The 24,815-nt window shown below is 66.1% G+C and carries 27 protein-coding genes, 3 tRNA genes and 1 pseudogene; 20 read left to right on the forward strand and 11 right to left on the reverse strand.

Going from position 1 to position 24,815, the window contains the following annotated elements; translation table 11 throughout:
- Positions 1-3: 3 nt before the first annotated feature.
- The 9 genes from ACFY2K_RS11930 to ACFY2K_RS11970 form a co-directional block, all read right to left on the reverse strand.
- Positions 4-1,083 carry a hypothetical protein gene (locus ACFY2K_RS11930; protein WP_387711086.1) on the reverse strand — a complete coding sequence of 360 codons (1,080 nt, stop codon included), beginning with the start codon at positions 1,081-1,083 and terminating at the stop codon, positions 4-6.
- Positions 1,084-1,099: 16 nt separating this feature from the next.
- Positions 1,100-1,660 carry a hypothetical protein gene (locus ACFY2K_RS11935; protein WP_387711088.1) on the reverse strand — a complete coding sequence of 187 codons (561 nt, stop codon included), beginning with the start codon at positions 1,658-1,660 and terminating at the stop codon, positions 1,100-1,102.
- Positions 1,661-1,722: 62 nt separating this feature from the next.
- A complete protein-coding gene (locus ACFY2K_RS11940; RefSeq protein WP_387711204.1) occupies positions 1,723-3,177 on the reverse strand; it encodes a phage portal protein in 1,455 nt (484 codons plus the stop codon).
- Positions 3,178-3,202: 25 nt separating this feature from the next.
- Positions 3,203-4,462: a hypothetical protein gene (locus ACFY2K_RS11945; RefSeq protein ID WP_387711090.1), complete on the reverse strand. Its 1,260-nt coding sequence runs from the start codon at positions 4,460-4,462 to the stop codon at positions 3,203-3,205.
- 334 nt (positions 4,463-4,796) lie between these two features.
- Positions 4,797-5,225, reverse strand: coding sequence for a hypothetical protein (locus tag ACFY2K_RS11950; RefSeq protein WP_387711092.1), 429 nt, complete (start codon positions 5,223-5,225; stop codon positions 4,797-4,799).
- A gap of 53 nt (positions 5,226-5,278) precedes the next feature.
- Positions 5,279-5,350: transfer RNA gene (locus tag ACFY2K_RS11955), tRNA-Ala, on the reverse strand.
- A 56-nt stretch (positions 5,351-5,406) separates the two neighbouring features.
- Positions 5,407-5,482: transfer RNA gene (locus ACFY2K_RS11960), tRNA-Trp, on the reverse strand.
- A 29-nt stretch (positions 5,483-5,511) separates the two neighbouring features.
- Positions 5,512-5,585, reverse strand: a tRNA-OTHER gene (locus ACFY2K_RS11965).
- 10 nt (positions 5,586-5,595) lie between these two features.
- Positions 5,596-5,913 carry an HNH endonuclease gene (locus tag ACFY2K_RS11970; RefSeq protein ID WP_387711094.1) on the reverse strand — a complete coding sequence of 106 codons (318 nt, stop codon included), beginning with the start codon at positions 5,911-5,913 and terminating at the stop codon, positions 5,596-5,598.
- Positions 5,914-6,300: 387 nt separating this feature from the next.
- Here ACFY2K_RS11970 and ACFY2K_RS11975 point away from each other — a divergent pair, with 387 nt between their 5' ends.
- A complete protein-coding gene (locus ACFY2K_RS11975; RefSeq protein WP_387711096.1) occupies positions 6,301-6,792 on the forward strand; it encodes a hypothetical protein in 492 nt (163 codons plus the stop codon).
- A 198-nt stretch (positions 6,793-6,990) separates the two neighbouring features.
- Here ACFY2K_RS11975 and ACFY2K_RS11980 read toward each other — a convergent pair whose 3' ends face one another.
- Positions 6,991-7,284, reverse strand: coding sequence for a hypothetical protein (locus ACFY2K_RS11980; RefSeq protein ID WP_387711098.1), 294 nt, complete (start codon positions 7,282-7,284; stop codon positions 6,991-6,993).
- 61 nt (positions 7,285-7,345) lie between these two features.
- Here ACFY2K_RS11980 and ACFY2K_RS11985 point away from each other — a divergent pair, with 61 nt between their 5' ends.
- The 14 genes and pseudogenes from ACFY2K_RS11985 to ACFY2K_RS12050 all read left to right on the forward strand — a co-directional run bounded on the left by ACFY2K_RS11985 (position 7,346) and on the right by ACFY2K_RS12050 (position 15,513).
- Positions 7,346-8,128, forward strand: a complete 783-nt coding sequence (locus ACFY2K_RS11985; protein WP_375885200.1) for a RecB family exonuclease — start codon at positions 7,346-7,348, stop codon at positions 8,126-8,128.
- Between the two features lie 104 nt (positions 8,129-8,232).
- Positions 8,233-9,048 (forward strand): AAA family ATPase, encoded by an 816-nt coding sequence (locus tag ACFY2K_RS11990; protein WP_387711100.1) that lies wholly within the window; start codon positions 8,233-8,235, stop codon positions 9,046-9,048.
- A 9-nt stretch (positions 9,049-9,057) separates the two neighbouring features.
- Positions 9,058-9,396 (forward strand): hypothetical protein, encoded by a 339-nt coding sequence (locus ACFY2K_RS11995; protein WP_387711102.1) that lies wholly within the window; start codon positions 9,058-9,060, stop codon positions 9,394-9,396.
- 136 nt (positions 9,397-9,532) lie between these two features.
- Positions 9,533-9,826, forward strand: a complete 294-nt coding sequence (locus ACFY2K_RS12000; protein ID WP_387711103.1) for an endonuclease VII domain-containing protein — start codon at positions 9,533-9,535, stop codon at positions 9,824-9,826.
- Positions 9,823-10,005: pseudogene (locus ACFY2K_RS12005) on the forward strand (CHC2 zinc finger domain-containing protein); the annotation flags it as partial. The gene ACFY2K_RS12000 and the pseudogene ACFY2K_RS12005, both read left to right, overlap by 4 nt.
- A gap of 52 nt (positions 10,006-10,057) precedes the next feature.
- Complete coding sequence (locus ACFY2K_RS12010) at positions 10,058-10,726, forward strand: toprim domain-containing protein (protein WP_387711105.1); 669 nt, start codon at positions 10,058-10,060, stop codon at positions 10,724-10,726.
- The gene (locus ACFY2K_RS12015) at positions 10,723-10,953 is read left to right on the forward strand and encodes a DUF3310 domain-containing protein (RefSeq protein WP_375885210.1); all 231 of its coding nucleotides are present in this window, start codon (positions 10,723-10,725) and stop codon (positions 10,951-10,953) included. The genes ACFY2K_RS12010 and ACFY2K_RS12015 overlap by 4 nt, the downstream gene beginning before the upstream one ends.
- Positions 10,938-11,750: a metallophosphoesterase gene (locus tag ACFY2K_RS12020; RefSeq protein WP_387711108.1), complete on the forward strand. Its 813-nt coding sequence runs from the start codon at positions 10,938-10,940 to the stop codon at positions 11,748-11,750. The genes ACFY2K_RS12015 and ACFY2K_RS12020 overlap by 16 nt, the downstream gene beginning before the upstream one ends.
- Positions 11,751-11,758: 8 nt before the next feature.
- On the forward strand, positions 11,759-12,313 hold the full coding sequence (locus ACFY2K_RS12025) for a hypothetical protein (RefSeq protein WP_387711206.1): 555 nt from the start codon (positions 11,759-11,761) through the stop codon (positions 12,311-12,313).
- Entirely contained in the window at positions 12,310-12,519 is a 210-nt protein-coding gene (locus ACFY2K_RS12030; RefSeq protein WP_387711110.1) for a hypothetical protein, read from the forward strand. Before ACFY2K_RS12025 ends, ACFY2K_RS12030 begins: the two co-directional genes overlap by 4 nt.
- Before the next feature lie 101 nt (positions 12,520-12,620).
- A complete protein-coding gene (locus ACFY2K_RS12035; protein WP_387711112.1) occupies positions 12,621-13,049 on the forward strand; it encodes a hypothetical protein in 429 nt (142 codons plus the stop codon).
- A 107-nt stretch (positions 13,050-13,156) separates the two neighbouring features.
- Positions 13,157-13,336: a hypothetical protein gene (locus ACFY2K_RS12040; RefSeq protein WP_375885219.1), complete on the forward strand. Its 180-nt coding sequence runs from the start codon at positions 13,157-13,159 to the stop codon at positions 13,334-13,336.
- Between the two features lie 73 nt (positions 13,337-13,409).
- A complete protein-coding gene (locus tag ACFY2K_RS12045; RefSeq protein ID WP_387711114.1) occupies positions 13,410-15,143 on the forward strand; it encodes a DNA polymerase in 1,734 nt (577 codons plus the stop codon).
- A 130-nt stretch (positions 15,144-15,273) separates the two neighbouring features.
- A complete protein-coding gene (locus tag ACFY2K_RS12050) occupies positions 15,274-15,513 on the forward strand; it encodes a hypothetical protein (RefSeq protein WP_387711116.1) in 240 nt (79 codons plus the stop codon).
- Between the two features lie 149 nt (positions 15,514-15,662).
- Here the strand turns inward: ACFY2K_RS12050 and ACFY2K_RS12055 are convergent, their stop codons facing one another.
- Entirely contained in the window at positions 15,663-17,276 is a 1,614-nt protein-coding gene (locus ACFY2K_RS12055) for a recombinase family protein (RefSeq protein ID WP_387711118.1), read from the reverse strand.
- 338 nt (positions 17,277-17,614) lie between these two features.
- Here ACFY2K_RS12055 and ACFY2K_RS12060 point away from each other — a divergent pair, with 338 nt between their 5' ends.
- From ACFY2K_RS12060 to obgE, 5 genes are all read left to right on the forward strand, one after another.
- On the forward strand, positions 17,615-18,376 hold the full coding sequence (locus ACFY2K_RS12060; RefSeq protein ID WP_375893117.1) for a TIGR03936 family radical SAM-associated protein: 762 nt from the start codon (positions 17,615-17,617) through the stop codon (positions 18,374-18,376).
- 435 nt (positions 18,377-18,811) lie between these two features.
- Positions 18,812-22,393 (forward strand): ribonuclease E/G, encoded by a 3,582-nt coding sequence (locus ACFY2K_RS12065; protein WP_380592999.1) that lies wholly within the window; start codon positions 18,812-18,814, stop codon positions 22,391-22,393.
- 232 nt (positions 22,394-22,625) lie between these two features.
- On the forward strand, positions 22,626-22,943 hold the full coding sequence (rplU, locus tag ACFY2K_RS12070; RefSeq protein WP_375893120.1) for a 50S ribosomal protein L21: 318 nt from the start codon (positions 22,626-22,628) through the stop codon (positions 22,941-22,943).
- A 14-nt stretch (positions 22,944-22,957) separates the two neighbouring features.
- Positions 22,958-23,215 (forward strand): 50S ribosomal protein L27, encoded by a 258-nt coding sequence (gene rpmA, locus ACFY2K_RS12075; protein WP_030058248.1) that lies wholly within the window; start codon positions 22,958-22,960, stop codon positions 23,213-23,215.
- A gap of 115 nt (positions 23,216-23,330) precedes the next feature.
- Positions 23,331-24,806 carry a GTPase ObgE gene (gene obgE / locus ACFY2K_RS12080; RefSeq protein ID WP_375893123.1) on the forward strand — a complete coding sequence of 492 codons (1,476 nt, stop codon included), beginning with the start codon at positions 23,331-23,333 and terminating at the stop codon, positions 24,804-24,806.
- The last annotated feature ends 9 nt before the right edge of the window (positions 24,807-24,815 follow it).

A 24,815-nucleotide genomic window follows, 5' to 3' on the forward strand; every position in this document is an offset into this window, starting at 1 on the left:
TCATTACTTGGGAGCCGGAGGCGGGGTGATGGTGGAGTTGTGGACCTTGATCTCCGCCTCGACGCCCTGAGCGACCAGGAGCTGTTCCGGGCGGCACACCTTGGCGTCATAGAGGATGCGGCTCTTGATCGCCCCGGTGAACTTCTTCTCCGGCCGGTAGGCCTCCATCTCCGCGAACGGGACGACGACGGAGACGGCGGACGTCGACCCCATGAAGAGATCGACCGCCTTGAACTTCTCGTTGCCGCGCTTGATCACCGGGGAGGTCGGTCGGGTGTGGGAGCCGAGGGCGTTGGCGACGATCACGGGCAGGCCGAGGATCGTGCCGATCTGGCCGGAGGCCACGACGGAACCGGAACCGCCGTGCTGCGAGGCGTCGATGAACTTGGGGTCGCGAAGCAGCATCGAGCGCATCCGAGGGCTGATGAACAGCCAACGGTCCTGGGGGGCGGAGCGGGTGTCGAGGGTCTCCAGCATGCTGACGACGTAGTCGTAGACGCTGAGCCACTCCTTGGCGTCTCGGCCGGTGTCGGCGGCCTGGACGGCGGAGATCGGACCGAGTTCGAGGTTGGGCAGGTTGGTGACCGCGGCATTGCGGTCCTCCGCTCCGTTGAGGTCCTTGCCCTGGAGGCCGGCGAGCAGGGTGAGGGCGACCAGTTCATCGATGGCGAGGGCCGAGGCGCGGGCTCGCTGGGCCACCAGGTTGGACATCAGGTCGATGCCGGCCTTGGTCTGGAGCTGGTGGAGGCCGTCCAGTTCGAGGTGGAAACTGGAACCCTTGGCCACGACCATCTTCATGTACTCAAGGGCCGCGTGGTCGGCGGTGCCGATCTCGCCGTAGGCCTTCACGATGCCCTTGTCGGTGACGGTGCCGTCCACGAAGTGTGGGATCCGAACGACGTCGCCTTCGCGCCGGAACTCGCCCTCGTAGTTGCGGTTCGTGAAAGGTGAGGCGCTGAGCACCAGGTGCTCTTCGAGGTCGGCCAGGAGCTGAGCGGTCCAGATCTCGGGGATGAAATGGCCGGCGGTGGTCTGGTACTTACCGGCACCCGGGTTGTTCCCGGGCTGGGAGTAGAAAGTCAAGCGGTTACCTTACGTCTCAGAGGGCGCCGCGCATGAGCGCGTCGAGCAGGCCCGCCTTGCGGGCTTCCTGGATTTCCTTGGGGGTCATGCGGGCGAGGTCGCCGCGGGACAGCTGGCCGGCGGTCGTGCCGCCCTGGCGGCCGAGGCCGAGGTTCTGGGCGTAACGCGGCTTGCCTTCACCGCGGCTCTGAACGAACTTGATGACCAGCTCGCGGTTGACCGTGCCGTCTGCGCCGATGAACTGCTCCAGCGGCGTGAACTGGAGGTCGCCGACCTCGATGCCGGACTTCGCGGCCTCGGAGGCGATAGCGGCCTCAACAAGCTGAGGGGCGATCTCGGCGAGTACGGAAGCCCGGGTGTCGGCCCGAACCTTCTCGGTGGCCTTCTCGGCGTCGGTCATGCGCTCCTGGCGGAGTGTCTCCAGTTCGCCGGACGCGTCGTTCCAACGCTTCTCATTGGTGCGGGAAAGGGACTTCCACTTGTCGATCTCGGCCTGGAGCTGCTCGACGGTCGGCGGTGCCTGGCCGGTGGCCGGCGGCTGGTTCTCGGAAGTCGGGGGAGAGGTGGGGTCAGTCATGGGCTACTCCATTCGTCAGAAACAGAAGAGGCCCCGTTGCGGGGCCGGAACGCTCAAGGCGGTCAGGCCTTCGAGGGGTTGAGCTTTCGGGCGCTGTTCCCTGAATTTCCTTGCGGGGGCCTGGAAGCCGCCTTCTTGGCGTCTAGAGCAGCGGTATCGTGCTGGGGCTGGAGATCCGGGCGAGGGTACTTCTGGGCCAGTTCCATTTCGGCCTTAGCCTCGTCCTCGCGCATCTTTCGGAACCGGTCGATCTGCTGCGGCGTGTATCCCGCATCCGAAAGGAGCTGGTCCATCGGAACGCCGATCATCTTCAATTTCAGAAGGGCGTCCATGTGCTGGGCTTCCGTCCGGTTCTCCGGATCACGCCAAATGACCTCGGCTCCCCAAGCTTCCGCTCGCTTGTCCCCGAGAATCTTGAAACAGAGGCGCATGACGCGCTCCCAGGACTCCCCGAAGTGCAGCATTCGCTCACGGGTCTTGGCGATGAGCCCTGCCTCGGCCGCGGTGATGCTCTCACCGCTCGGGACCGTTCCACCGTTGAGGAAGTAGTGGAAGGGAATTCGGCTGGTGCTGGCCATATGCTGGACCAGCATCTCCGCGAGTTTCACGTAGTTACCGAGATCGGCGGCGTCGAATTGGCCGAACTTGGCCTGCGGGTCCTCGGCCTGGAGAAGCTTGTCCACGGCGACCTTGAAAGGCTCCACAGGGTTACCCGCGGCATCTTCCACGACCTCAAGGCCCGTGACATACTTTTGCGGCCAGGCCGCAAACTCGGAGGCAAGCAGGGCATCCGAAACGACCTTATTCGTGGCGTCCTGGAGAGGAATGACCGAGGCCAGGTCCGAAAATGGGTCACCGGTAAGCCGGGACCGGTTGTTGAGCGGCACCACGGGAACTTCGCCAAGCGGGTTCCGCTCCGAGGTAGCGTCGCCCTCGGCCCAACCGAAACGGCCGGCCTGCCAGGTGTAGACCTGGTCAGGGAGCCAGAGCGTTGCCCACTCACGGCCCCAGTCGTCCCGGTAGATTTTGGCAGCCGCGTCAATCTCCCGGCGGGAGCCGGGCTTGTACTGGACGACCAGGTTCTCGGCCGACTCCATGGTGATGGCCGGGCGGCCGTCCTTGCCCGCCCAGACCACCGCGTAGGCGGCGCCCTGGACCATGGCATCGAGGTGGCCGGCATTGGACTCAGCATCCATGAAATTCCGCTGCCAGATGTCCCGGGCGTCCTTGTCGGCGTCCGGTTCATCGGTCATGCGGAATCCGTCGATGGCCAGCCGCTCATTGACCGAGTCGACGATCAGCCCACAGAAGTTGTCCCGCCACTTGTCGAAGACGTGGCCGAACTCGCTGATGTGCCGGGCCTGAGCGAATGCGAGCCGCTGATGGTTGCCGTCGTAGTAGTCCGAGTAAAGGCGGAACTTCGGACGGTCACGGACCAGCTTGCTCTGGAGATAGTCAATCCACTCGCGAGGAGTGGATGGAGAGAAGCCGATCCCAGGTATCGAAAGTTCTGTCAGATGGACCCCTTTCTATGCGGGGTCGTCAGAACCCGACTACGCGTTTGCGCTTAATCTGCAACCGGCCGTCGGCGATGGCGTCCGCTCGGGCCTCGAAGGCCAGCACGGCGCACACGGCAAGGTCGATCTTCCGTTTCGATCGCGGGGAGTCCTTGGTGATGAGAGTCCCTTGCGGGACCTCTCGGGTAGCGGCATTCAGAACGTGACGGGTCAGGTCTTCGTCCCCGTCGTGGCGGAGATCCCGAACCATGACGGCCGTACGGAATCGCTCGATTGCTTGAGTCATTCGTGTCGGCTTGTTGGTCCAGAACTCGAAGACGTGGTCCTGGCCGCGCTCATTGTGCTGGAGCGCCCATCGGCCGATGTTCTCCTGCCAGTACGGCGGATCGGCGTACATCCACTCAACCCGGTAGGTGGAGAAAGCTTTCTGCACGGCCGCCTCGACCGCGAGAACATCTACTTCCCAATCGGGCTGTTTGGGGTCGCGGGGGTTCTCCCACAGCCCCAGGACGAAGAGCTTGCCGTCCCGCAGCCGGCACCCGATCAGGCCGGTTGCGTCGCCGCGGATGGAGCCGTCGAATCCCAGGGCGATCTGGTCACCCGGCCTGATCGGATCGTCGTCGTCCTGGCAGGCCGCCCACTCCGCCTTGCTCATCCAACCGTCGGAGGATTCCGCGATGGCGTTGAAGAAGAACCGGAGGTAGGTGCTGTCCGGGGTCGTACGGTCGAAGAGGATCGTTCGGGTCAGACCGTCGATATCGGCCCACGTGGCGTCTCCGTAAGCCTGGGCCAGGGCAATTCGGACCTTGGCCTCATCCCGGAGTTCCTCGGGCTGGATATCGCCCTCGATACAGTCGTACAGCCAGAACGCTTGGCGGACCATGTCGCTTTCGTGGATCCGCTGGGCAACCGAGTCCTCGTTCGGGTTGTAGGCGTTGGTCGTGGTGACCCACCGGGAACCCGCGGAGGTGGTCTTCTCGATATTCCGCTTGAGGGTCTGGAAGAAGTCCGGGCCGCCGTTCGAGCCCACCCAGTGGTGGACCTCGTCCATCAGGGCGAAGGTCGGCCGATTTCCTTCGTTCGTTCGGCCGGCGGTTGCCTTAGGCCGAATCGTCCCGGGCTTGCCCGACTTGAACTGGATGACGGCCTTGCCGATGTCCAGGCCGAATTCCGTCTCGGCCGGAGACTCCGAGAGCATCCCACGGATCATCTCCATGGTCTGGTCGGTCTGGTCCAGGGCCGTGGCGCCGATCTGCACCGTCGACAGCGGAACCCGCTTGGCCACCGGAAGGCCGAACGCGTCCCAGTGGGAGAAGCGGGCCGGCCCGATGAACTCGACGATCGCCAGGGCCGCGAGAAGAGGGGTCTAACTTGCCCCAGCCCTTCGCACGCCGCAGCGTGCCGGCTGAGTAGACCCACCCCCCGTCCGGCTTGATCCGGTAGAAGTTGAGGACGAACCGCAGCTGCTCGGGGGTGAACTGCCAGGGTTCACCGGCGTGTTCGCCGTCCGGCTGGACGATGTACTTCTGACACCAGCGGATGACCTGGTACCCGAGTGTCTCGTTCGGGGCGGGTACCCCTGCGGGCAGGTTCCCTGTTTGCAGGAGCGATCACCTCATCTACGGTCCGTTCAGCAGCTGGTACAGCTCCTCGTCAAGGTCTGTGGTTGTGAGCTCGGCTGGCGCCTGGTCGGCGTCCCCGCCCTGGTCCTCGTCGTTGATCGACATCCGCAGGCGGTTCCTGTCCTCGACCGTGGCACCCCACTTGGCCGTTCGCTGCCGGATCTCACCGGCATGCCGGAGGTCCCCCTGATACAGGGCATCCACGAGCTTCGTGGTGATCTCCAACTCGGCCCAGTCGGTCTCAGCCCACTGAGAGGCCTGCGGCGACGTCGCCCAGGTCCTCCAGAACCGCTTGGCGCCCGCGGTGGTGATCCCAAGGCCCCGGGGGAGTTCCCGGCCGGGCTGGGAGCCGGCCTTGAACTCCCGGGCGTGCGGGTGGGCATTTCGCCTGACGGCGTTGCTCTTCGGCTGCGGTCCTCGGGTCATCGAGCCACCTCCGAACATGACGAAGCCCGCCACCAGGGCGGGCAGTTGATGTGTGTGCTGGACCGGATTCGAACCGGTGTCGCCTCCCTGCACGGGAGGGGTCCTAGCCGCTGGACGACCAGCACCGTTCCCTCCGTCCCCTGGCCGGGGGAGTTTCAGGAACCTACGGGCGCGACCCGTATGGCAAGGGCGAGAGGACTCGAACCTCCGACACGCGGCTTTGGAGACCGCTGCTCTACCAACTGAGCTACACCCCTATGTCCCATGATTCGGCACGGGAACCTCGTCCGGATGGCAGGGCTCGAACCTACGACCTCTCCACCAATGGGAGTGCTCTCTATCCATCTGAGCTACATCCGGCTGGACCGCCTCAGCGGTCCCGGTAGGTCTTCATCCTGTGGCATGCCCGGCAGAGGGTCCACAGGTTTTCGAGCTGCCAGGAGCCGCCCTTGGCCACCGGAGTCAGGTGGTCTACCTCCAGCTCCTCCCGGGCGCCGCAGCTCTGGCACCGCCAGCGGTCCCGGGTGAGCACCCGGACCCGCCGGGAGGACCAGTCGCCCGGTCGGTGCTGGTTACGGGCCGAGGTCCGAGACCAGGGCCGGCGGAGCTGGTGGCCGGCACACCGGCCGTCCTGGGCTGTCCGGGAGGTACACCCGCTCACCAGGCAGATAGATGCGGCTCTGGGCATGGTCACCTCCCGGTGGTCTGTGGCCCCGGCCGGATGCTGGTCTGGCAGCCGGGGCCGATCCCTGGACTCCTCCTGGAGATTGAAATCTCAACAGGAAGGTCTAAAACAGGGCGCTTGGTTCGTTTTGTATCCTGGTACAAGCTAAGGAAGATTTTCAGAGATTTTAGTACTCTCTTGAGACTTCTTCTCTTGTTTGTTCTCTCACTAAAGACGTATGTGTCCCCGGAGGGCGGCCCAGGACACAATCCGTTGAAGTGAGACCCAGGTCACATTGAGCCGTCGAACAGGCTTTCGACGCTCGTTCCACTTGATTCGAGGTTGCCTCTGAGCTATGGTGAGCTGGACTTCGCGGGATATATCAACCTCGACTGGCAAGGGAAACCAAGAATGGCGAAACTGCCAGACAACTTGGAGCTTTCAAAGCTCTTCGCCCTCGGATATAGCAACAAGAAGATCGCTCAGATGTATGGTGCAACTGCGGCGGCTGTCGATTACAGGCTTCATCAAATTGGCTTGTGGAGAATGCCCACAATCAACCAAGTGAATACCCTGATCGGGCAGGTTTGGAAGGTGAAGGCAACTACGGGGGCGGGGTCGCATCACAATCAGGGGCCGATTCAGTATCTGAAATACTGGCTGAGAGTGCGGCTTGGGGATTCCCAGATGAGCGATCAGCAAATAGCAAAGGCGATGAGGTTCGAGCAGCGACTCAGGAAGGAGCTGGTGGTCGTGGCCTACGACCCTGAGACGGTAGCCGGCTTCTCGTATGTGTCGCGGTTGCCGAGTGACGAGCAGCTGGTAATTCGCTGGCCCGAAGACGTGCCATACCTGGATCCGGAAGAGATGAACTTGCTGCGTCTTTCCGAGAGCCAGTCCTAGGCAGCGATCTAACCTCATCCTGGCAGGTCCCACAAGTGTGGGACCTGTTCTGTTTCTGACGGTACGTCGGTTTAGGCGCTCCGAGGAGAGGTGCTAACGATTACATAACGTACAGGCTCGGTGACTATCCCCACACTTGATTCGAGGTTGGTGTCAGTGTGATGTGAGATAAGTTGTGGACGTCCCGCACAGGGCGTGTCACCCTGTGTGGTCGAACGAGGAGGGGCAGTGCTCGCTACGGCAGGCAAAGGTTCGGATACCAATTTTGAGCGCGTCACGCCAAACCGACTCCGTGTAACGCGGTCGGATGGTCTCGTCGTGATTTACCATGCCGAGACTCCGATGGGCGAGGTGTGGGATATCTGCTACGCCGATAATCTCGGGGAGGAAGATATCGATGAACTGATCGGCCTGGAGGGGAAGTTGATCACTCGGTACGGTCGGCGGCTCGATGAACTTGCGGTCCAGCGGCTGGAAAATCCATGGCCACACCCAGACTTCCTAGGGAGTCAGATGCACACCTTTGTCCGAATCTGCCCGAAAGTTGCGCTAAGTGTCTGATATCCGAAACAAGCCCAGAAGTGTCAGTCAGGTCGAACAGTGGGAGAAGTGCGGGGAGTTGTGCCGCCTGCGCCGCGTGGAGAGGGTGACGCCGCTTCCGGCGGCCTGGTCGATGCACGGCACTGCGTTCCACGGTGCGGCCGAGGCCATCGAGGGCTCGAACCGTGCGATGGGGCTGGAGGAGGCAGTCCAGCTGTACAGCGACGAGTACGCGCGGTTGGTCAATGCCGCCCTGGAGCAGGAGCCCGATACTGATCGGTGGCTCTCGGCAAGCGGCACCGGAGGTCAGGACATCGAGCATCGGTACGTGCTTGGTCAGGAGCAGACGCGGCAGTACTGGGAGTGGAGCCAGGTGAACCAGCCGGCCGTCTGGTCTACGAGTACCGGCGAGCCCGGCCTTGAACTCGGCTTCTCTGTCGAGCTAGGCGGGGTGCAGGTCCGCGGGTTCATCGACCAGCTCCTGACGGAGGCTGACGGCACGGTCCGTGTGCGAGACCTCAAAACGGGCTCCACCAAATCGAGGTTCCAGCTGGAGACGTACGGGGTAGCCGTGCGGCTTGCACACGATGTCGAAGTGAAGACGGGCGACTGGTATCTCGCGAAGAAGGGAGGCTTGTCCCGCCCTGTAGATCTGAGCGGCGTAACGGCCGAGCAGGTTGGCAAGCGCTTCGCGGCCATGGATGACGGGGTCAAGGCCGGCAGGTTCGAGCCCAAGCCAGGATTCCTCTGCCGGTTCTGTGACGTGCAGCACAAGTGCTCATTTTCTCGACAATGAACTTGATTCGAGGATGGTTGATTGGCTAACGTGTGACTCTCGAAGGGGCTCGGATGAGCCCTATTTTTCGCGAAGAAGACTTGATTCGAGGAAGGGGGGATTGAATGTACTCTCTGGCACAGTCTGTCGCCATCCGAGGGGCGGCTGGGGAGCCTATTCCCCACCCCTTCACGGGACTCAGTCATCATGAAGTCGAGTTCAGGCGAGGGGAGTTCAGCCTCGTGGTTGCAGGGCCTGGCACCGGCAAGAGCCTGTTTGCTCTGAACCTGGCTCTCCACGGCAACATCCCGGTCCTCTATTTCTCCGCCGACTCCGGGGCGGCAACGCAGGTCAGCCGGGCAACGTCCATCATTACGGGCAGCGATGTACGAAACGTCAAACGGCGACTCCTCGAAGGTGACTTCGACGAGTACGCCGGAGCCCTCGCACAGCGGTGGTGGGTTCGTTTCGTCTACCATGCCCGACCCTCGTTGGCGGACCTGGAAGTAACGCTGGCAGCGTACTTTGAAGTCTTCGGCTGCTACCCGCACTTGGTGGTGGTGGACAACATCACGAATATTGATGTGGGCAGTATCGGAGACGCGGAGAGCTTCACGTTCAGCCTGGAGGGACTGTGTGAATACCTCTCCGAGATGGCCCGGGAAACCCGGGCCCATGTCCTCGCTCTTCACCACGTCACCGGAGAGCACTCGGACGGCACCAAGCCAATTCCGCTCTCGGGCGTGAAGGGCAAGATCGGGCGGGTTCCCTCGTTGATCCTCACCATTTTCAAGGAGATCGACGGAATGGACGGGCGAGTCCTGCACGTGTCGGATGTCAAGAACCGTGAGGGATTTGAGGACTCCTCCGGTCAGACCTACAGCAGCTATGAACTCGACCGCACGAGCCTGCGTCTCGTACCGGCCGACGCCACTTTCTGAGGGGGAAGAATGACTACCTGCGGGTACACCATCGATCGCGAGATTGTTGACGTCCTTCTGAATGCCGAACCGACCATCACCGCCGAGGCGATCCGGGAGGCCGGCGGGGGCCTGGTCGCCGTCGTGCTGACCGTTGAGGATCGCCGACGCCTGCGGCTGCGGCGCCTGGCACAGGACCTCCTTCGCCTGGGTAACTCGTTCCAGGTCGCGGCGATCTCGATCGGCGGCAAGGGCGGTGAGCGGGACTGGGCGGTGGTGCCGCTGACCTACCTCCAGGGCCTGGCCCGGGACCTGACCGATCTCCAGCAGCAGCTTCGTCTTGAGGCTGTGCTGCGACGGCGTGGCTGAGCCACGCAAGGGCTACCGGCTGTGCACAGGTTGTGGAAAGAGTCGGGCGGAACGGTTCTTCGTCGGCGCCCGGGGTCGGATCTGTTCGACCTGCAAGAAGGGCCGGCGGAGGACGGCGGCCCGAAACTCGCGCCTGGTGGCCACCTACGGTCTGACCTCCGAAGAGTACAACCTCCTCCTGGCTGCGCAGGGCGGCCGGTGCGCGATCTGCCAGGAGACCAGGCGCGGAAACCTGGCGGTCGACCACTGTCACCGGACCGAGGCAATCCGCGGTCTGCTGTGCGCTCGGTGCAACGGCCAGCTCCTGGCCCGAGGAGCGCGGGACCGGCCGGAGGTTCTCCGGCGGGCCGCTGACTACCTGGAGAGCTACCCGGCCTGGCAGGTGCTCGGGCCCCGCTACACCCACGACGGGAAGGACGAGGGGGAATGAAGCTGCCGATCGGCGCCGTGCTGGCGCACTTTTACGGGATCCAGGTCGAGGCCGATCGGGCTGGCTGGCAGAAGATCCTTTGCCCTTTGCACACGGAGTCACATCCCAGCGCCTCGGTAAGCGTCGAGAAAGCCAGATGGGGGTGCTTCGTTTGTGACATCTCGGAAGATGGGATCGACGTGATCCGAAGGGAGATGAGTATTGGGTTCAGGGAAGCGTGTAAATTCGCACGTGAGCGGTTCGGTGGAGGCGGCGAAGACGTACTTCCAGCAGTATCAGGAAAGCCCCGCCGAAGCGTATATGGCAGCCCGCGGGCTGGCGGAGGTGGCAACCAAGTTCGGTCTGGGATACGTCCGTTCGGCTCAAATTGGGCATGAGCGGTACCGGGGGATGCTGGCCATCCCGTACCGGCGGCCGGCAGGTGGAGCACACGGTGTGGCCACCATCCGATTTCGCTGTATACGCGACTCCTGCGTGAAGGACGAGAACGGCGAGTACTACGCCCCGCACAGAAAGGAGAAGCACGAGGGGCACGGCAAGTACCAGTCGCTTCCGGGGGACCCTCCGCGCCTCTACAACACGTCGGCCCTGATCGCCCCTAGTCCGTATATGGCCGTTTCCGAGGGCGAGTTCGACACCCAGGCCTCGGAGTTGGCGGGAGTCCCATGTGTTGCCGTCCAGGGAACAGGGGCCTGGGAGCCGCACTTCTCGCTCCCGCTGGTTGGGTACGAGCGCGTTTTCCACGTCGCCGACGGTGACGAGGCCGGAATCAAGGCGGCCGAAAAGCGGGCAGCCCAAATGCCCAATGGGGTCGTGATCCAGCTCGATGACGGTGAGGACATCAATTCATTCATCCACGCCAAGGGTGCGAATGCCTATCGGAAGAAGCTCGGCCTTTGACTCATGTCAATGATCCGGTCAACCATCCGAACCACTACACGTGGCTACCAATTGAGGTCATTGAGATCACGAAGCATCTCGGCTTCGTACTCGGCAACGTCGTCAAGTACGTCCTGCGAGCAGGACGAAAGGGTAGCAAGCTTGAAGACCTCCGGAAGGCTCGGTGGTACCTCGACTATGCAATTCGAGAGCTAGAAAAAGAGGAGGCCGCTTGCGGCGAATCGTAGTAATCTCTGATACTCAGATCCCATTTGAAGACAAGCGGGCTCTGCGGAACGTCATCCAGTTCATCGCCGAGTACCAGCCGGATGAAGTCCTGCAAATCGGTGACCTCGTCGACTACCCGGCGCCGTCCCGCTGGAGCGCTGGCACGAAGGCCGAGTTCGAAGGCAACGTCATCCGGGACTCGGAGTACTGCAAGAGGGTTTTCCTGGGCCCGCTCCGGGATGTCTACGACGGTCCGGTCAGGATTCTCGAAGGAAACCATGACGAGAGGCCGCGGAAGTACTTGGCCAGCCGGGCGCCGGCTCTTGCGGCGGAAGATACCTTCTACCGCTTTGAGCACCTGCTCGACTTCGCGGCCTACGGGATAGAGAAGGCTGAGCCGTACTACCCGGTGGCTCCCGGTTGGGTGGCCGTTCACGGGCACGAGTCACCGGGGATGAGTCAGGTGCCCGGAGCGACCGCGAGGCTTAAGGCCGTGAAGGCCGGTACGAATCTGATCATGGGCCACACTCACCGGCTGGCTATTTCGCCCCACACCACCGGGCACAACGGCCGGCTGAACACGATCTATGGATTCGAGGTCGGACATCTGATGGATGTCCGGCAGGCCGGATACCTCAGGAGCGGTCCGGCCAACTGGCAGTCCGGATTCGGTCTTCTCTACGCCGGGAAGTACTCGGCGACCCCGCACGCCATTCCCGTGGAGCGGGACGGCTCCTTTGTGGTCGAGGGCCAGCGATACGGGGAGATCAAGCGGTCTGGGGGGAAGTTCGTATCACGAAAGGGGGAGGCTGCCTAGTGGCAGAAATGAACTGGGAGAAGGTCATTGAGATCTCCCGCAAGGTGGCCGGCGAACTGGCCCGAAAGTGGCCGATAGTGGAAGCTGACGACGTCCATCAGGAAATCATGCTCCACATGATGGAACAGCGGAGTCACCTGGAGAAGCGGGCTGAGGACTTCGACTTCCTTCGCCAGGTGGCATGGAGGGCAGCCAAGTCTTATGCGTCCCGTGAGCAGATGCAGAAGGACCTGATGGACGATCAGTATTTCTACACCCCGGATGAAGTCCGGTCCACGCTCAAGTCCTTTGTCTACACGGATGAGGAAATCGGCGAGATGATCGGCAAGAAGGACGATCTCAGCCGGTGCCGGATCACGGACAACATCACTTCTGCCCGTATTGATGCCGGGGCTGCTCTGCGGAAGCTCAAGCCGGAATACAGGGACGCCGTTACCCGGGCCTACATCTACGGTCTCCCGCCGACCTCGCCGGGTGAGGCGAAGACGGCTCAGCGCGCCGTCGATGCCCTGTCCACGGCGATGAACGCCCACATCCGCAGCAAGGCGAGGGCTGGCCGATGACCGAGACCCGCAAGCAGTACTCCCGGGTGTCCGACACTGTCAGCTTCGCAGCCACCGTGATCTACGACGACAAGTCCGACAGCCAGACATACCTGATGATCTCGGCCCCGTCCGGGGTCCTGGAGGTACTACTCGCCGACGAGGACGTTCGGGCCCTGGTCCGAATGCTGTCCGAGGCCGAATACGCCACGCCCGCCCCGTTCTAGGAGGCCATGTGACCTACCCCGACCCGTTTGACGAGCGGTCCCCATGGGACGAACCGGCCCCGGCCGCAAACTCCATCATCCCCAACGCCCAGGAGGCGCCTGTGACCCAGACCCCGACCAACGCCCAGACCGCCGCTCCCGAGAACGTCACGCTCTCGTTCAAGGGCGGGGCCGGCTACGACGCCTCGCTCCTGGTGCTGCGAGCCGGCAGCCTCACCGAGATGGACACGCTGCTGCGAACCGAGTCCGCGGCGCTCAAGAGCCTGCTGGAGCAGGCCGCCAAGGTGCAGAGCTACAACACCGGGCTCAACTCCCCGGCGGGCGCTGGCTCCGCGGCCCGGACGAAGTTCGAGAACGGCAAGGTGGTTAGCAAGGGGACGCCCTCCGGCCCGGGTGACGACGACTGCCCGCACGGCCGGAAGCTGGTCGACAAGGGCAACTGGAGCGCGATGTTCTGCCAGGCCCCGCAGAAGCCGGACCAGTGCGCCCCGCTCTGGAAGCAGCCCGACGGCTCGTTCAAGGCGAAGTAGAGGGATTCCCGATGACCTCGGGGGCCGGGCCTCTGCCCGGCCCCCTCTTCTGTCCCCTGGAGGAACCCTGTTGACCACCTGCTGGCCCACCGTCCCCTGGAGCGCCGATGGGCGCTGAGGAGTACGTGGTCGAGGGCCTGGAGGACGGCGGCGTCGCCCTGGTGCACGAGCCCTGTAACGGCTCCGCCGGGGAAGGCGGGTGTAGCTGCTGCACCGGCAACGCCGTGACCCTGGCCGACCTGATCAATGCGAGCGAACAGCACTCCTGCGAGGAGGAGCCAATTTAGGAGACACCCCATTCAGGTCATCACCTACCGAATCAAGCGAGAATCCGTTCAAATCCACGTCTGCGAAGACGTGATGGACCTCTGGGGTTTCATCGACTTTGTAGAGGCCAACCCGGTACTGGGGTACGACACCGAAACCACCGGCCTCAACTGGTGGGATGCGGACCGCGATTTCCGGTGCCGGCTGGCCCAGTTCGGCAATGCCACGGAATCATGGGTTCTTCCCATTGAGGTGGACCCGGAGTTCGCCGAGGCCGCAGCCTGGGCCCTGCGAACAGCTCACCGGGTCATCGCACACAACGCGAATTTTGATGCGCACGTGGCCGAGGTCGCTTTTGGGGTGACCCTGGAGGATCTGGCCCCGCGGCTTCTCTGTACCAAGATCTCAGCCCACCTGGTTGACCCCAGGGCCGTCACGGAGCAGGGGCCCGGCCTCAAACTGGAAGAGCTGACCAAGCACTACATTTCGGCGGAACTGGCCACCGAGGTCAAGGGCTCGATGACCCAGATAGCCAAGCGCTACCGGGTCAAGAAGGAAGATATCTGGTCCCGGGTCTGGACATTCGATAATGAGTACCTGCTCTATGCGGGGATGGATCCCGTCCTCGCCTACCGACTGTTCCACATTCTGTACCCGCTGATTCCCCTTAGGTCTAAGCGAAAGGGCCTGTTCAGCTGGGAACACCGCCTTGCCTACGTCATGGCCCTGGTGGAACGAACCGGATACCTGGTGGACGAGGAGTATGCCAGGACCCGAATAGCGGAGCTGCTGGCCGAAGAAGAGAAGTGGAAGGAGGTGGCCAGGAGCTTCGGAGTCGAGAACGTCAACTCGAACCAGCAGCTTATCGAGGCTTTCACCGGATTCGGCATCAAGCTGACGAAGCGGACGGCTAAGGGCAACCTGGCGATGGACGCGGAAGTCCTGGACGGCATCCCGCACCCCCTGGCCGAGGCCGTCAAGAAGGCCTCGAAGGCTGGCAAGTGGCGGGCCACCTGGTTCGAGAACGCCCTCAAGGGGATGGACTCGCAAGGCCGCGTACACGGATCGATCAATTCCGTCGGAGCGCGGACGGCACGGATGTCAATTTCCGGAAGTATCGCGGCACAGACATTCCCAGCCGGAGACGGCTACGTGCGGCACATGTTCCTCGCGGAGGAAGGCCATGTGACGGTGTCGGTCGACTTCGCCAACATGGAACTCCGGTTCTTGGCAGCCGAATCCGGGGACCCCGTGATGATCAATGCATTCGTTCACAACAAGGACCTGCACCAGATCACCGCGGACGCTGCCGGGGTCAATCGGAAGATCGGCAAGATGGCGAACTTCCTTACCGTGTTCGGAGGAGGCCCCAAGGCACTGGCTCAACAGGCCGGCGTTTCGGGAGAGGTCGCAAAGCGCACTCTCGACGCCTTCAACACCACGTACACCCATGTGGGAAAGCTCGCCGACAAGCTGACCGAGCAGGCCCGGAAGTACGGTCACATCTTTACTGTCACCGGTCGGCGGCTGCCCGTCGACCGAGGGCGAATTTACGCAGCCCAGAACTACTACGTACAAAGCGGAAGCCGGGACATCACCGTCCGGGCGATCCTGGAACTCCACAAGGCTGGATTTACCCCCTGGGTCCGGCTCGTGATTCACGACGAGATCGTTTTCTCATTCCCCAAGGAACAGGCAGAGGAACTGACCAGGCAGGCCGCCGAAATCATGTCGTTCACGGTCCGCGGGGTCGTGATACCGGCCGAAGGCGAGATCGGAGAAAGGAGCTGGGGAAGCGTGCTCGACAAGGAAGGGAGCAAGCACTGATCGAAGACGATATCCAGGACTGCGAATGGTGCGAGAACCATGAGTCGTACGGCCTTTTTGACCTGAACGACGGTGGGGAAGCCGGCCTGTGCTGGCTGTGCGCTGAAAACAACGAAGTGGGGGATTGCGAGTGAGTGAGAACAACGAGGGAAGCGAGTACGCCGAGCTGCTGGGGGACATCGAGGACCGATTCGCCGAAGCACTGCGGCTCAAGCGAGCGAAGGCGGTTTTGGAAACCGCTGAGATCACGGGAATGATCTACACCCGGGCTGTCAGCAGCGGCGTGCCTCACGAACTGGCGCAGGCCATGGCGGCTGGCTATTGGGACGAGGAGATGGGCGAGGTCGAGGAAGCTGGCGAGGGGGAGTAGGGGGCGATGGTAGTCACGAGCGAGATCGTCATCATCGATGACGACGGTCAGGAAGAACCGTACGACCCAGCCAAGCACTGAGTAACACGACAGCCCCCCGCCACAGGCGGGGGGCTGTCGGCGTGCAGCGAGGTGTCAACCTGACGGCACTACAGCTTGTCGGCGAAGTCGTCTCCCTTTATAACTAGGCGGTCGCGGTAGTTCTTGGGGACCATGAGCTTCAACTTCACCTCCGGTGCGCGCTGCCCCTTGACCTTGATCCTGGTCACTTCGCATTGCACACCAACGCGCAGCAGATCGGCGGCCATGGCTTCCATGCCGCCCTCCTCCCAATGCTGCTGGAACGTCTTCCCGTTGGCCACGTTGAGCCAACGGTCCTCGGTGGTTTCCGGGTCAATCTCACCAAGCTCGGTGATCAGCTTGTCCAGGGTTGCTTCTGCCTGCTCACGAGTGAACCGGGTCTTGGTGTAACGACCGCCAGGTTCGAGTTCCTTCATGTAGTAAGCAACAGACTCTTCGAGCTGTGTTACCTGCGCGCGGGCCTCCGCGCCCCTCGCGTACTCCCGGACCTGTACAGGCTCATCACCGAGGACGGACAGCACATCCAGGACCACCTTCGCATAGATGATCTCGGGGTTCGGGGCACCGTACCCCCCGCTCTTGCACTTCTGGCACCGCAAGTAGGCGTAGGGGCCGTACGCGTTCTCACCCCGCTTGACAGTCATGTTTGATCGGCAGTCAAAGCAGATGAGGACGCCGAGGAACTTCGTAGCGCCGCCAGGCTGGCGCGCCGGCTGCTTCTTGCTGCGCTTGTCGAGGTTGGCTTGCAACTCGTTGAACTCGTCCTCCGTGAAGATGCCCGGTGCGACCCTGATGGGCTTGCCATGCTGGTCCAGGACCAGCTTTGACCGGCGTGCGCGCCCCTTCAACTCCACCTCGACCCGGAATCCCATCAGGCCAGGGTTGCGGAGCCTGCTGAGCAAGGTGGAGGTCGTCAGCTTGTCGCCCATCAGCTTCGAGCGCTTCAAGACCTTGACCATCCGCGTGGCCGAGACGCCACGACGGGCCATGCGCCGACACCAGTGCAGGGCCTTGTACTGATCGTCCCCTATATAGAGGACAACCTTCCCGTTCTCATCCTCGCCGGTCTCGTAGCCGTAGGTGGGCTTGCCAACCAGCCAGTCACCTTGTGTCTTGGCGTAGTCCCAGAGGCTCGTAACACGGGTGCTCGTGTTCGCGGCCTCGATCTCCGCGATGCCGCCGATCAGAGCAACCATGATCTTTCCGACGACCGTACTCAGGTCGATCGTGTCGTGGAGCGAGATGAGGTTCTTCCCGTACTTCAACGCCCAGTCGATCATGACGTTCAGGTCGGACAGTCGGCGGATGAACCGGTCGAGCTTCCAGAACAGGAGGACATCGAACTCCGGCGCCCTGTCGTTCAGCCACTCGCCCAGCTGCTTCCGCTTCCACGGGGGCACCTTGGTGGCGGACACGTTCAGGTCGCTGGCGACGCCGATCACGCGGCAGCCCTTGTTGAGGGCCTCACGGCGGAGGTCGAGCTCCTGGCGGACAGGGGAGGTGGTGTCGTCCGTGAGCACGGAGAGACGGACCGAGAGCAGGGCCCGGGGCGCGTCCGCCGGAAGGGCGGCCTCGGCTCTCATCAGGTCCTCCAGCAGTGCCAGATCCGCGGGGGTCCACTCGGCATCAACGGCATAGGTCTTCTGGCTGGCGGCTGAGGCGGCACGGCTGCGTTTTCCCATGTCAAAGACCCTATGAGTGGATATACCCCTGTGTCTATTTGCCCCCAGATGGACACGGCCATCCAAATCGGCCCGACCGGTAAGAAGATGCTGCCGCTGACGGTCGTCAACAAGTAGTCGGCGCAGGGCTCTCGACCCCCGTCCGGAGTGTTCCGGGCGGGGGTCGGTCGTGGGCGGCTGACCAGGGGCGGAGCGAGCGGGGCGGCGGGGCGCGTACCCTTTGGGGTGACAGAGTCCGGACAGTGGCGGGTTTGCGCCGCGCCGGACGGGGAGAACTGACTAAGGACTGAGCGACCCTGGCACGCCGTACGCCCGACGGTCCGCCGCCCGCGCCGACGGTGCAGCGGATTCGTCTCCGCTACACCAAGCGCGGCCGGCTCCGCTTCACCAGCCACCGTGACTTCCAGCGCGCCTTCGAGCGCGCCCTGCGCCGGTCCGCCGTTCCGATGGCCTACTCGGCGGGCTTCACCCCGCACCCGAAGGTGTCCTACGCCAACGCCGCCCCGACCGGGGTGGCGAGCGAGGCGGAGTACCTGGAGATCGGCCTGGCCGCCGCGCGCGACCCGGAGCAGCTGCGGGCGCAGCTGGACGAGTCGCTGCCGGACGGCCTGGACGTGATCGACGCGGTCGAGGTGCGCACGCCCAACTTCGTGGAGCGCCTGGAGGCCTCCGAGTGGCTGGTGCGCCTGGACGGCGTCGAGCCGGCCGAGGCCGCCGAGGCGGTCCGCGCGTTCCTCGCCGAGGAGAAGGTCGAGGTCGAGCGCCGGACCAAGAACGGCGTGCGGGTCTTCGACGCGCGCGGTGCGGTGGCGGCGCTCGTCGCCGTCGAGCCGCAGGTCGACGGCGGTGCGGACACGGCGGTCGGAAACGGCCGCGATGTTCGGACGGGCCGTCCCTGTGCGATACTGCGCCTGGTAGTACGACACGCCACACCCGCCGTACGACCCGACGACGTATTGTCCGGTCTCCGTGCGACGGCCGACCTGGCGCCGCCGGTCCCCGCAGAGGTGACCAGGCTGGCGCAGGGGCCGCTCGATGAGGAGTCCGGCACGGTGACCGACCCGCTGGCGCTCGACCGCGCCGCGGCCCCGGCCGGCTGAGAAACGGCCGGCAGGCCGCGCGCTACCGCGTCCGCCTAGGGGGCGGAGGCCGGGTCCAGTGCCTCACTGGACCCGACGGTCCTCCAGGGTTGCCGCGGCTCCCCAGGGGAGCGAGCGTCGTCGCAGCACAGGCCGGCCACTCGGGGCCCGCCGACCACGACGGTCGGTGGGCTCGGGACCCCGTCCGGGAGCCACCCGGGGTTGGGGGACGGCTCAGCTTGGGAAAAACTCAGAAGACTGGTCAGACCAGAAGACTTTCGACACCCCGCGCAACGCGGGGCGCCGAGCGAGACTACGAGCCCCTGTGCGGCCTCGCGTCCGCACGGCGGCACCGTCAAAGGGTCCGGCCCGAGCATCCTCGCGATGCCGGCCGCCCACTGGTGCCGTGCCGTGCCCGGATGTGGAGCCCGGGGGCCTGACGGGAGATCCACCCGCATGCTCGATAACACCGATCCGCAGCAGACCGCGGCCACGGAACAGAACGAAACCGCCGCGACCGGTGGTGAGGGCGCGTCCGCCGCGCCGCCGCGCCGTCGCCGCCGGGCGGTGTCCCGCCCGGCGGGCACCCCGCAGGGTGCGGCCGCCGAGACGGCCGAGACGGTGGTCCCGGTCGAGCCGACGGCCGTTGCGGCCGAGGCGCCCGCCGAGGCGGCGCCGGCGGCCGAGAAGCCGGTCCGGGCCCGCCGGACCCGCAAGCGTGCCGAGGCTCCGGCCGGCGCTCCGGAGGAGACCGCGATCGTGGTCACCGCACCGGAGGCCGAGGCGAAGGCCACGGAGACGAAGACCACGGAGGCGAAGGCCGAGGAGAAGGCGGAGAAGCCCGTTCGGGCCCGTCGGACCCGCAAGAAGGCCGAGGCCCCGGTCGAGGAGCCGGTGGCCGCCGCCCCCGCCCCGGTCGTCGAGCCGGTCGTGGAGCCGGTCGCCGAGCCGGTGGCCGAGGAGGCCCCGGCCGCTCCGGCCCGCCGCCCGCGCCGCCGTCGCGTGGTCGAGGCCGCGCCGGTGGTCGAGGCCCCGGCGGAGGAGCCGGTGGCCGAGGAGCCCGCCGTCGAGGAGGAGCCCGCCGAGGAGGAGGCCGTCGAGGCCGTCGCCGAGGCCCCGGTCGCCGCCGAGCCGGTCGCCGCCCCCGCCCCGGCCGCCGAGGCCGAGCCGCACCACCGGGTGCGCCGCCGCGCCGTGCGCCCGGCCACCGCGGTCTTCCAGGCCCCGGTGTTCCAGGAGCCCGCCCCCTACGTCGCGCCCGCCGCGCCGCAGCAGCCCGCCGCCGCCCCGGCGCCGGTCGAGGCCCCGGCCGTCGAGGCCGAGCGCCAGGACGAGGACGAGTACGAGTACAGCGGTGTCGGCCGCCGCCGCCGGGTCCGCACCCGGGTCGAGCCGAACCGTCGCAGGACGGCCGCCGAGGCGCCGGCCAAGGCCGCCCCGGCCAAGTCGGCCCCGGCCAAGGCCGCTGCGGTGAAGACCGCTCCGGTCAAGGCCGCTCCGGTGAAGGCCGCTCCGGTCGAGGTCCCGGTCGTCGAGGAGCCCGTCGTGGAGGCCCCCGTCGCCGGTCCGGAGGCCGAGGACGAGTGGGAGGACGGCCGTCCGTCCCGCCGCCGCCGTCGGGGCGGCCGTCGCCGCCGCCGTGGCGAGGCCGAGGACTTCGAGGCCGCCGAGGCCGTCGAGACCGAGCAGCCCGCCGCCGAGGAGTCGACCCGGGCCGTCGCCGACGAGGACGACGAGGACGACGACGACCTGGCCGCCGGCCTGTCCTCGTCGCGCCGCCGTCGCCGCCGTCGCCGCCGCAGCGGTGAGGCCGGCGCCGTCGAGGCCGCCGAGACCACCGAGGACGGCGTCCGCACGGTGGTGAAGGTGCGCGAGCCGCGCCGCCGCTCCACCGAGCCGTCCTTCGACCCGGACGAGGTGCAGTCCATCAAGGGCTCGACCCGTCTGGAGGCGAAGAAGCAGCGCCGCCGCGAGGGCCGCGAGCTGGGCCGCCGACGGGTGCCGATCATCACCGAGGCCGAGTTCCTGGCCCGCCGGGAGTCGGTCGAGCGCGTCATGGTGGTGCGCCAGAACGGCCAGCGCACCCAGATCGGCGTGCTGGAGGACGGCGTGCTGGTCGAGCACTACGTCAACAAGGAGCAGGCCACCTCGTACGTCGGCAACGTCTACCTGGGCAAGGTCCAGAACGTGCTGCCGTCCATGGAGGCCGCGTTCGTCGACATCGGCAAGGGCCGCAACGCGGTGCTGTACGCCGGTGAGGTCAACTTCGGTGCGCTGGGCCACGGCGGCCCGCGCCGGATCGAGTCGGTGCTCAAGTCTGGCCAGTCCGTGCTGGTCCAGGTCTCCAAGGACCCGATCGGCCACAAGGGCGCCCGCCTGACCAGCCAGATCTCGCTGCCCGGCCGCTACCTGGTGTACGTGCCCGAGGGCTCGATGACCGGCATCTCGCGCAAGCTGCCCGAGAACGAGCGGGCCCGCCTCAAGCAGATCCTCAAGAAGATCGTCCCGGACGACGCGGGCGTGATCGTGCGCACCGCCGCCGAGGGCGCCTCCGAGGAGGAGCTGACCCGCGACGTCCAGCGCCTCCAGCAGCAGTGGGAGGACATCCAGAAGAAGGCCGCGACCGGCAACGCCCCGGCGCTGCTGTACGGCGAGCCGGACATGACCGTCCGGGTCGTCCGCGACATCTTCAACGAGGACTTCACCAAGGTCATCGTCTCCGGCGACGAGGCGTGGAAGACCATCCACGAGTACGTCTCCAACGTGGCGCCGGACCTCGCCGAGCGGCTCCAGCGGTGGACCTCCGAGGTGGACGTGTTCGCCACCTACCGGATCGACGAGCAGCTGATGAAGGCGCTGGACCGCAAGGTCTGGCTGCCCAGCGGCGGTTCGCTGGTGATCGACCGCACCGAGGCGATGATCGTCATCGACGTCAACACCGGGAAGTTCGTCGGCCAGGGCGGCAACCTGGAGGAGACGGTCACCCGGAACAACATCGAGGCGGCCGAGGAGATCGTGCGCCAGCTGCGGCTGCGCGACCTCGGCGGCATCATCGTGATCGACTTCATCGACATGGTCCTGGAGTCCAACCGCGACCTGGTGCTGCGCCGGCTGCTGGAGTGCCTGGGCCGGGACCGGACCAAGCACCAGGTGGCCGAGGTCACCTCGCTGGGCCTGGTCCAGATGACCCGCAAGCGGGTCGGCCAGGGCCTGCTGGAGTCCTTCTCCGAGGCCTGCGTGCACTGCAACGGCCGCGGCGTGATCGTGCACATGGAGCAGCCGAGCGCCCACGTCCACGCCCCGGCGGCCACCGCCGTCGAGGCGGGCCCGGGCAGCGGCAAGCGCCGTCGCCGGGGCAAGGGCGGCGCGGGCCACGAGGAGCCGCAGGCCGTCGAGGCCGGGTCGGTGGCCGAGGCCGTCACCGAGGCGTTCGAGGAGCCCGCCGAGCCGGTGCGCGAGGAGATCGAGGGCCAGCTGGCCCTGGAGGTCCCGGGCGTCGAGGCCCCGGCCGTCGGGACCGTGGTGGTCGAGACGCCGAAGGCCGTGGAGGTGGAGGCCCCGGTGGCCGAGGCCCCCGCCGCCGCTCCGGCCGGCCGTCCGCGCCGCCGCGCGGTGCGCAAGGCGACGGCTCCGGCCGGTGCCCCGCAGGCCGCCGAGATCGTGGTGCTGCAGGCGAAGGCCGACGCGGCCCTGGAGGCGGCCCTGGCCGCCGCCGCCCCGGCCGCCGAGCCGGCGGTCGAGGTCGTGGCCGAGCCCGTCGCGGAGGTGGCCCCGGAGGCCGCCGCCGGGACCGCCGTCGCGGAGACCGAGGTCGTCGAGACCCCGGCCGCGGAGGAGGCCCCCGCCGAGGAGGCGTCGGCCGAGGAGGCCCCGGCGCCGAAGAAGCGGGCCGCCCGCAAGACCGCCGCGAAGAAGACCGCCGCCAAGAAGACCACCACGGCGGCCAAGAAGACCACCGCCCGCAAGACCGCGACCAAGCGGACGAGCGCGGCGGCCAAGAAGGCCGCGGCCGCCGAGGGTGATACGGCGTCCGAGTAGTGCCCACGCCGGGGGCGGGAGTCCTTCCCGCCCCCGGTCGTACCGGCCGGTTTGCCCCCTGGGCGGCCGGTCCGTATTCTTGACCATCGGCGTGTCTACGCCGCGCTCCCGAGCACATCACCTCTCCGAGAGCACCGCGCCCCGTGCGCGCGCGTTCGGAGGGAGGCCCCTGTGTCCGTACCCAGGTGGCTGGCGTCGGGAGTTCCGACCGAGTTGGGAAAGTAGGTACCGCATGTACGCGATCGTTCGCGCAGGCGGCCGCCAGCACAAGGTCGCCATCGGCGACGTGCTGGAGATCGACCGTATCGAGGCCAAGCCGGGTGACTCGGTGGAGTTCTCGACCATCCTGGTCGTCGACGGTGACGCCGTCACCTCCGACCCGTGGGTCCTGGCCGGCGTGAAGGCTCACGCCGAGGTGGTCGACCAGACCAAGGGCGACAAGATCGTCATCCTGCGCTACAAGAACAAGACCGGCTACCGCCGTCGTCAGGGTCACCGTCAGAAGCACACCGCGGTGCGTATCACCAGCATCGACTCGGTCAGCAAGTAAGGGGATAGCGAAAAATGGCACACAAGAAGGGCGCAAGCTCTACTCGTAACGGCCGTGACTCGAACGCCCAGCGCCTCGGCGTGAAGCGCTTCGGTGGCCAGGTCGTCTCGGCCGGCGAGATCCTCGTCCGCCAGCGTGGCACCCACTTCCACCCGGGTGCCGGTGTCGGCCGTGGTGGCGACGACACCCTGTTCGCGCTGACCGCCGGTGCGGTGCAGTTCGGCAACCGTCGCGGCCGCAAGGTCGTCAACATCGTGGCCGTCGAGGCCTGAGTCCGAACGGACTCCCGAGTCTGACAGGACTCACACTGAAGGGTGGGCCGGAATTCTCCGGTCCACCCTTCGCGCTTTACGCAGAAGAACCCTTCCCCGTACTGGAGGCACAACCATGACCACCTTCGTGGACCGCGTCGAACTGCACGTCGCCGCGGGTAACGGAGGCCACGGCTGCGCCTCCGTTCACCGTGAGAAGTTCAAGCCGCTCGGCGGACCGGACGGGGGGAACGGCGGTGAGGGCGGCAGTGTCATCCTGACCGTGGACGCGCAGGTCACCACCCTGCTCGAGTACCACCACTCGCCCAAGCGCAAGGCCACCAACGGCAAGCCGGGCGCGGGCGGCAACCGCACCGGCGCCGAGGGCTCCGACCTCGTCCTGCTGGTGCCGGACGGCACCGTGGTGCTGGACCGCCAGGGCAACGTGCTCGCCGACCTGGTCGGCCACGGCACCAGCTTCGTCGCCGCCCAGGGCGGCCGCGGCGGCCTCGGCAACGCCGCGCTCTCCTCGGCCCGCCGCAAGGCGCCCGGCTTCGCGCTGCTCGGCGAGCCCGGCGAGGCCCGCGACATCGTGATGGAGCTCAAGTCCGTCGCCGACGTGGCGCTGGTCGGCTACCCGAGCGCCGGCAAGTCCTCGCTGATCTCGGTGCTCTCCGCCGCCAAGCCGAAGATCGCGGACTACCCGTTCACCACCCTGATCCCCAACCTCGGTGTGGTCACCGCGGGCGAAACCGTCTACACCATCGCCGACGTGCCCGGCCTGATCCCGGGCGCCAGCCAGGGCCGGGGCCTGGGCCTGGAGTTCCTGCGGCACGTCGAGCGCTGCTCGGTGCTGGTGCACGTGCTGGACTGCGCCACCCTGGAGCCCGGCCGCGACCCGCTGACCGACCTGGAGACCATCGAGGCCGAGCTCGCCGAGTACGGCGGTCTGGAGGACCGCCCGCGCCTGGTCGCGCTCAACAAGGTGGACGTCCCGGACGGCCAGGACATCGCCGACCTGACCCGTGCCTCGCTGGAGGAGCGCGGCTACCAGGTGTACGAGGTCTCCGCCGCCTCCCGCAAGGGCCTGCGCGAGCTGAGCTTCGCGGTGGCGAAGATCGTCGCCGAGGCGCGCGCCGCCAAGCCGGCCGAGGAGTCCACCCGGATCGTGATCCGGCCCACGGCCGTCGACGACGAGGGCTTCACCATCGAGGAGGAGGACGGCTCCTACCGCATCCGCGGCGTCAAGCCGGAGCGCTGGGTCCGCCAGACCGACTTCAGCAACGACGAGGCCGTCGGCTACCTGGCCGACCGGCTGGCCCGCCTCGGCATCGAGGACCGGCTGTGGAAGGTCGGCGCTCGCGAGGGCGACACCGTCATCATCGGCCCGGAGGAGAACGCCGTCGTCTTCGACTGGGAGCCGACCATGGCCGCCGGCGCCGAGATGCTCGGTCGCCGCGGTGAGGACCACCGGATGGAGACCCAGCGCCCGGCGGTCGACCGCCGCCGCGAGAAGCAGAAGGGCCGGGACGCGGCCGAGGCCGAGTACCTCGCCTTCGAGGCGCTCTCCAGCGGCCGGCAGGCCGCGATCGAGGACGACGAGGAGCACTGAGTCGACCCC

Source organism: Kitasatospora sp. NPDC001309 (assembly GCF_042896295.1).
Taxonomy (GTDB): domain Bacteria; phylum Actinomycetota; class Actinomycetes; order Streptomycetales; family Streptomycetaceae; genus Kitasatospora.

Excerpts from the sequence above, each read along its gene's own strand:
- ACFY2K_RS11990 (WP_387711100.1), top strand. The coding sequence starts at position 8,233 with ATGTACTCTCTGGCACAGTCTGTCGCCATCCGAGGGGCGGCTGGGGAG.
- ACFY2K_RS11950 (WP_387711092.1), bottom strand. The coding sequence starts at position 5,225 with ATGACCCGAGGACCGCAGCCGAAGAGCAACGCCGTCAGGCGAAATGCC.
- ACFY2K_RS12030 (WP_387711110.1), top strand. The coding sequence starts at position 12,310 with ATGACCGAGACCCGCAAGCAGTACTCCCGGGTGTCCGACACTGTCAGC.
- ACFY2K_RS12040 (WP_375885219.1), top strand. The coding sequence starts at position 13,157 with ATGGGCGCTGAGGAGTACGTGGTCGAGGGCCTGGAGGACGGCGGCGTC.
- ACFY2K_RS11995 (WP_387711102.1), top strand. The coding sequence starts at position 9,058 with ATGACTACCTGCGGGTACACCATCGATCGCGAGATTGTTGACGTCCTT.
- ACFY2K_RS12055 (WP_387711118.1), bottom strand. The coding sequence starts at position 17,276 with ATGGGAAAACGCAGCCGTGCCGCCTCAGCCGCCAGCCAGAAGACCTAT.
- ACFY2K_RS12045 (WP_387711114.1), top strand. The coding sequence starts at position 13,410 with ATGGACCTCTGGGGTTTCATCGACTTTGTAGAGGCCAACCCGGTACTG.
- ACFY2K_RS12065 (WP_380592999.1), top strand. The coding sequence starts at position 18,812 with ATGCTCGATAACACCGATCCGCAGCAGACCGCGGCCACGGAACAGAAC.
- ACFY2K_RS11975 (WP_387711096.1), top strand. The coding sequence starts at position 6,301 with ATGGCGAAACTGCCAGACAACTTGGAGCTTTCAAAGCTCTTCGCCCTC.
- ACFY2K_RS12025 (WP_387711206.1), top strand. The coding sequence starts at position 11,759 with ATGAACTGGGAGAAGGTCATTGAGATCTCCCGCAAGGTGGCCGGCGAA.
- ACFY2K_RS11935 (WP_387711088.1), bottom strand. The coding sequence starts at position 1,660 with ATGACTGACCCCACCTCTCCCCCGACTTCCGAGAACCAGCCGCCGGCC.
- rplU (WP_375893120.1), top strand. The coding sequence starts at position 22,626 with ATGTACGCGATCGTTCGCGCAGGCGGCCGCCAGCACAAGGTCGCCATC.
- obgE (WP_375893123.1), top strand. The coding sequence starts at position 23,331 with ATGACCACCTTCGTGGACCGCGTCGAACTGCACGTCGCCGCGGGTAAC.
- rpmA (WP_030058248.1), top strand. The coding sequence starts at position 22,958 with ATGGCACACAAGAAGGGCGCAAGCTCTACTCGTAACGGCCGTGACTCG.
- ACFY2K_RS11970 (WP_387711094.1), bottom strand. The coding sequence starts at position 5,913 with ATGCCCAGAGCCGCATCTATCTGCCTGGTGAGCGGGTGTACCTCCCGG.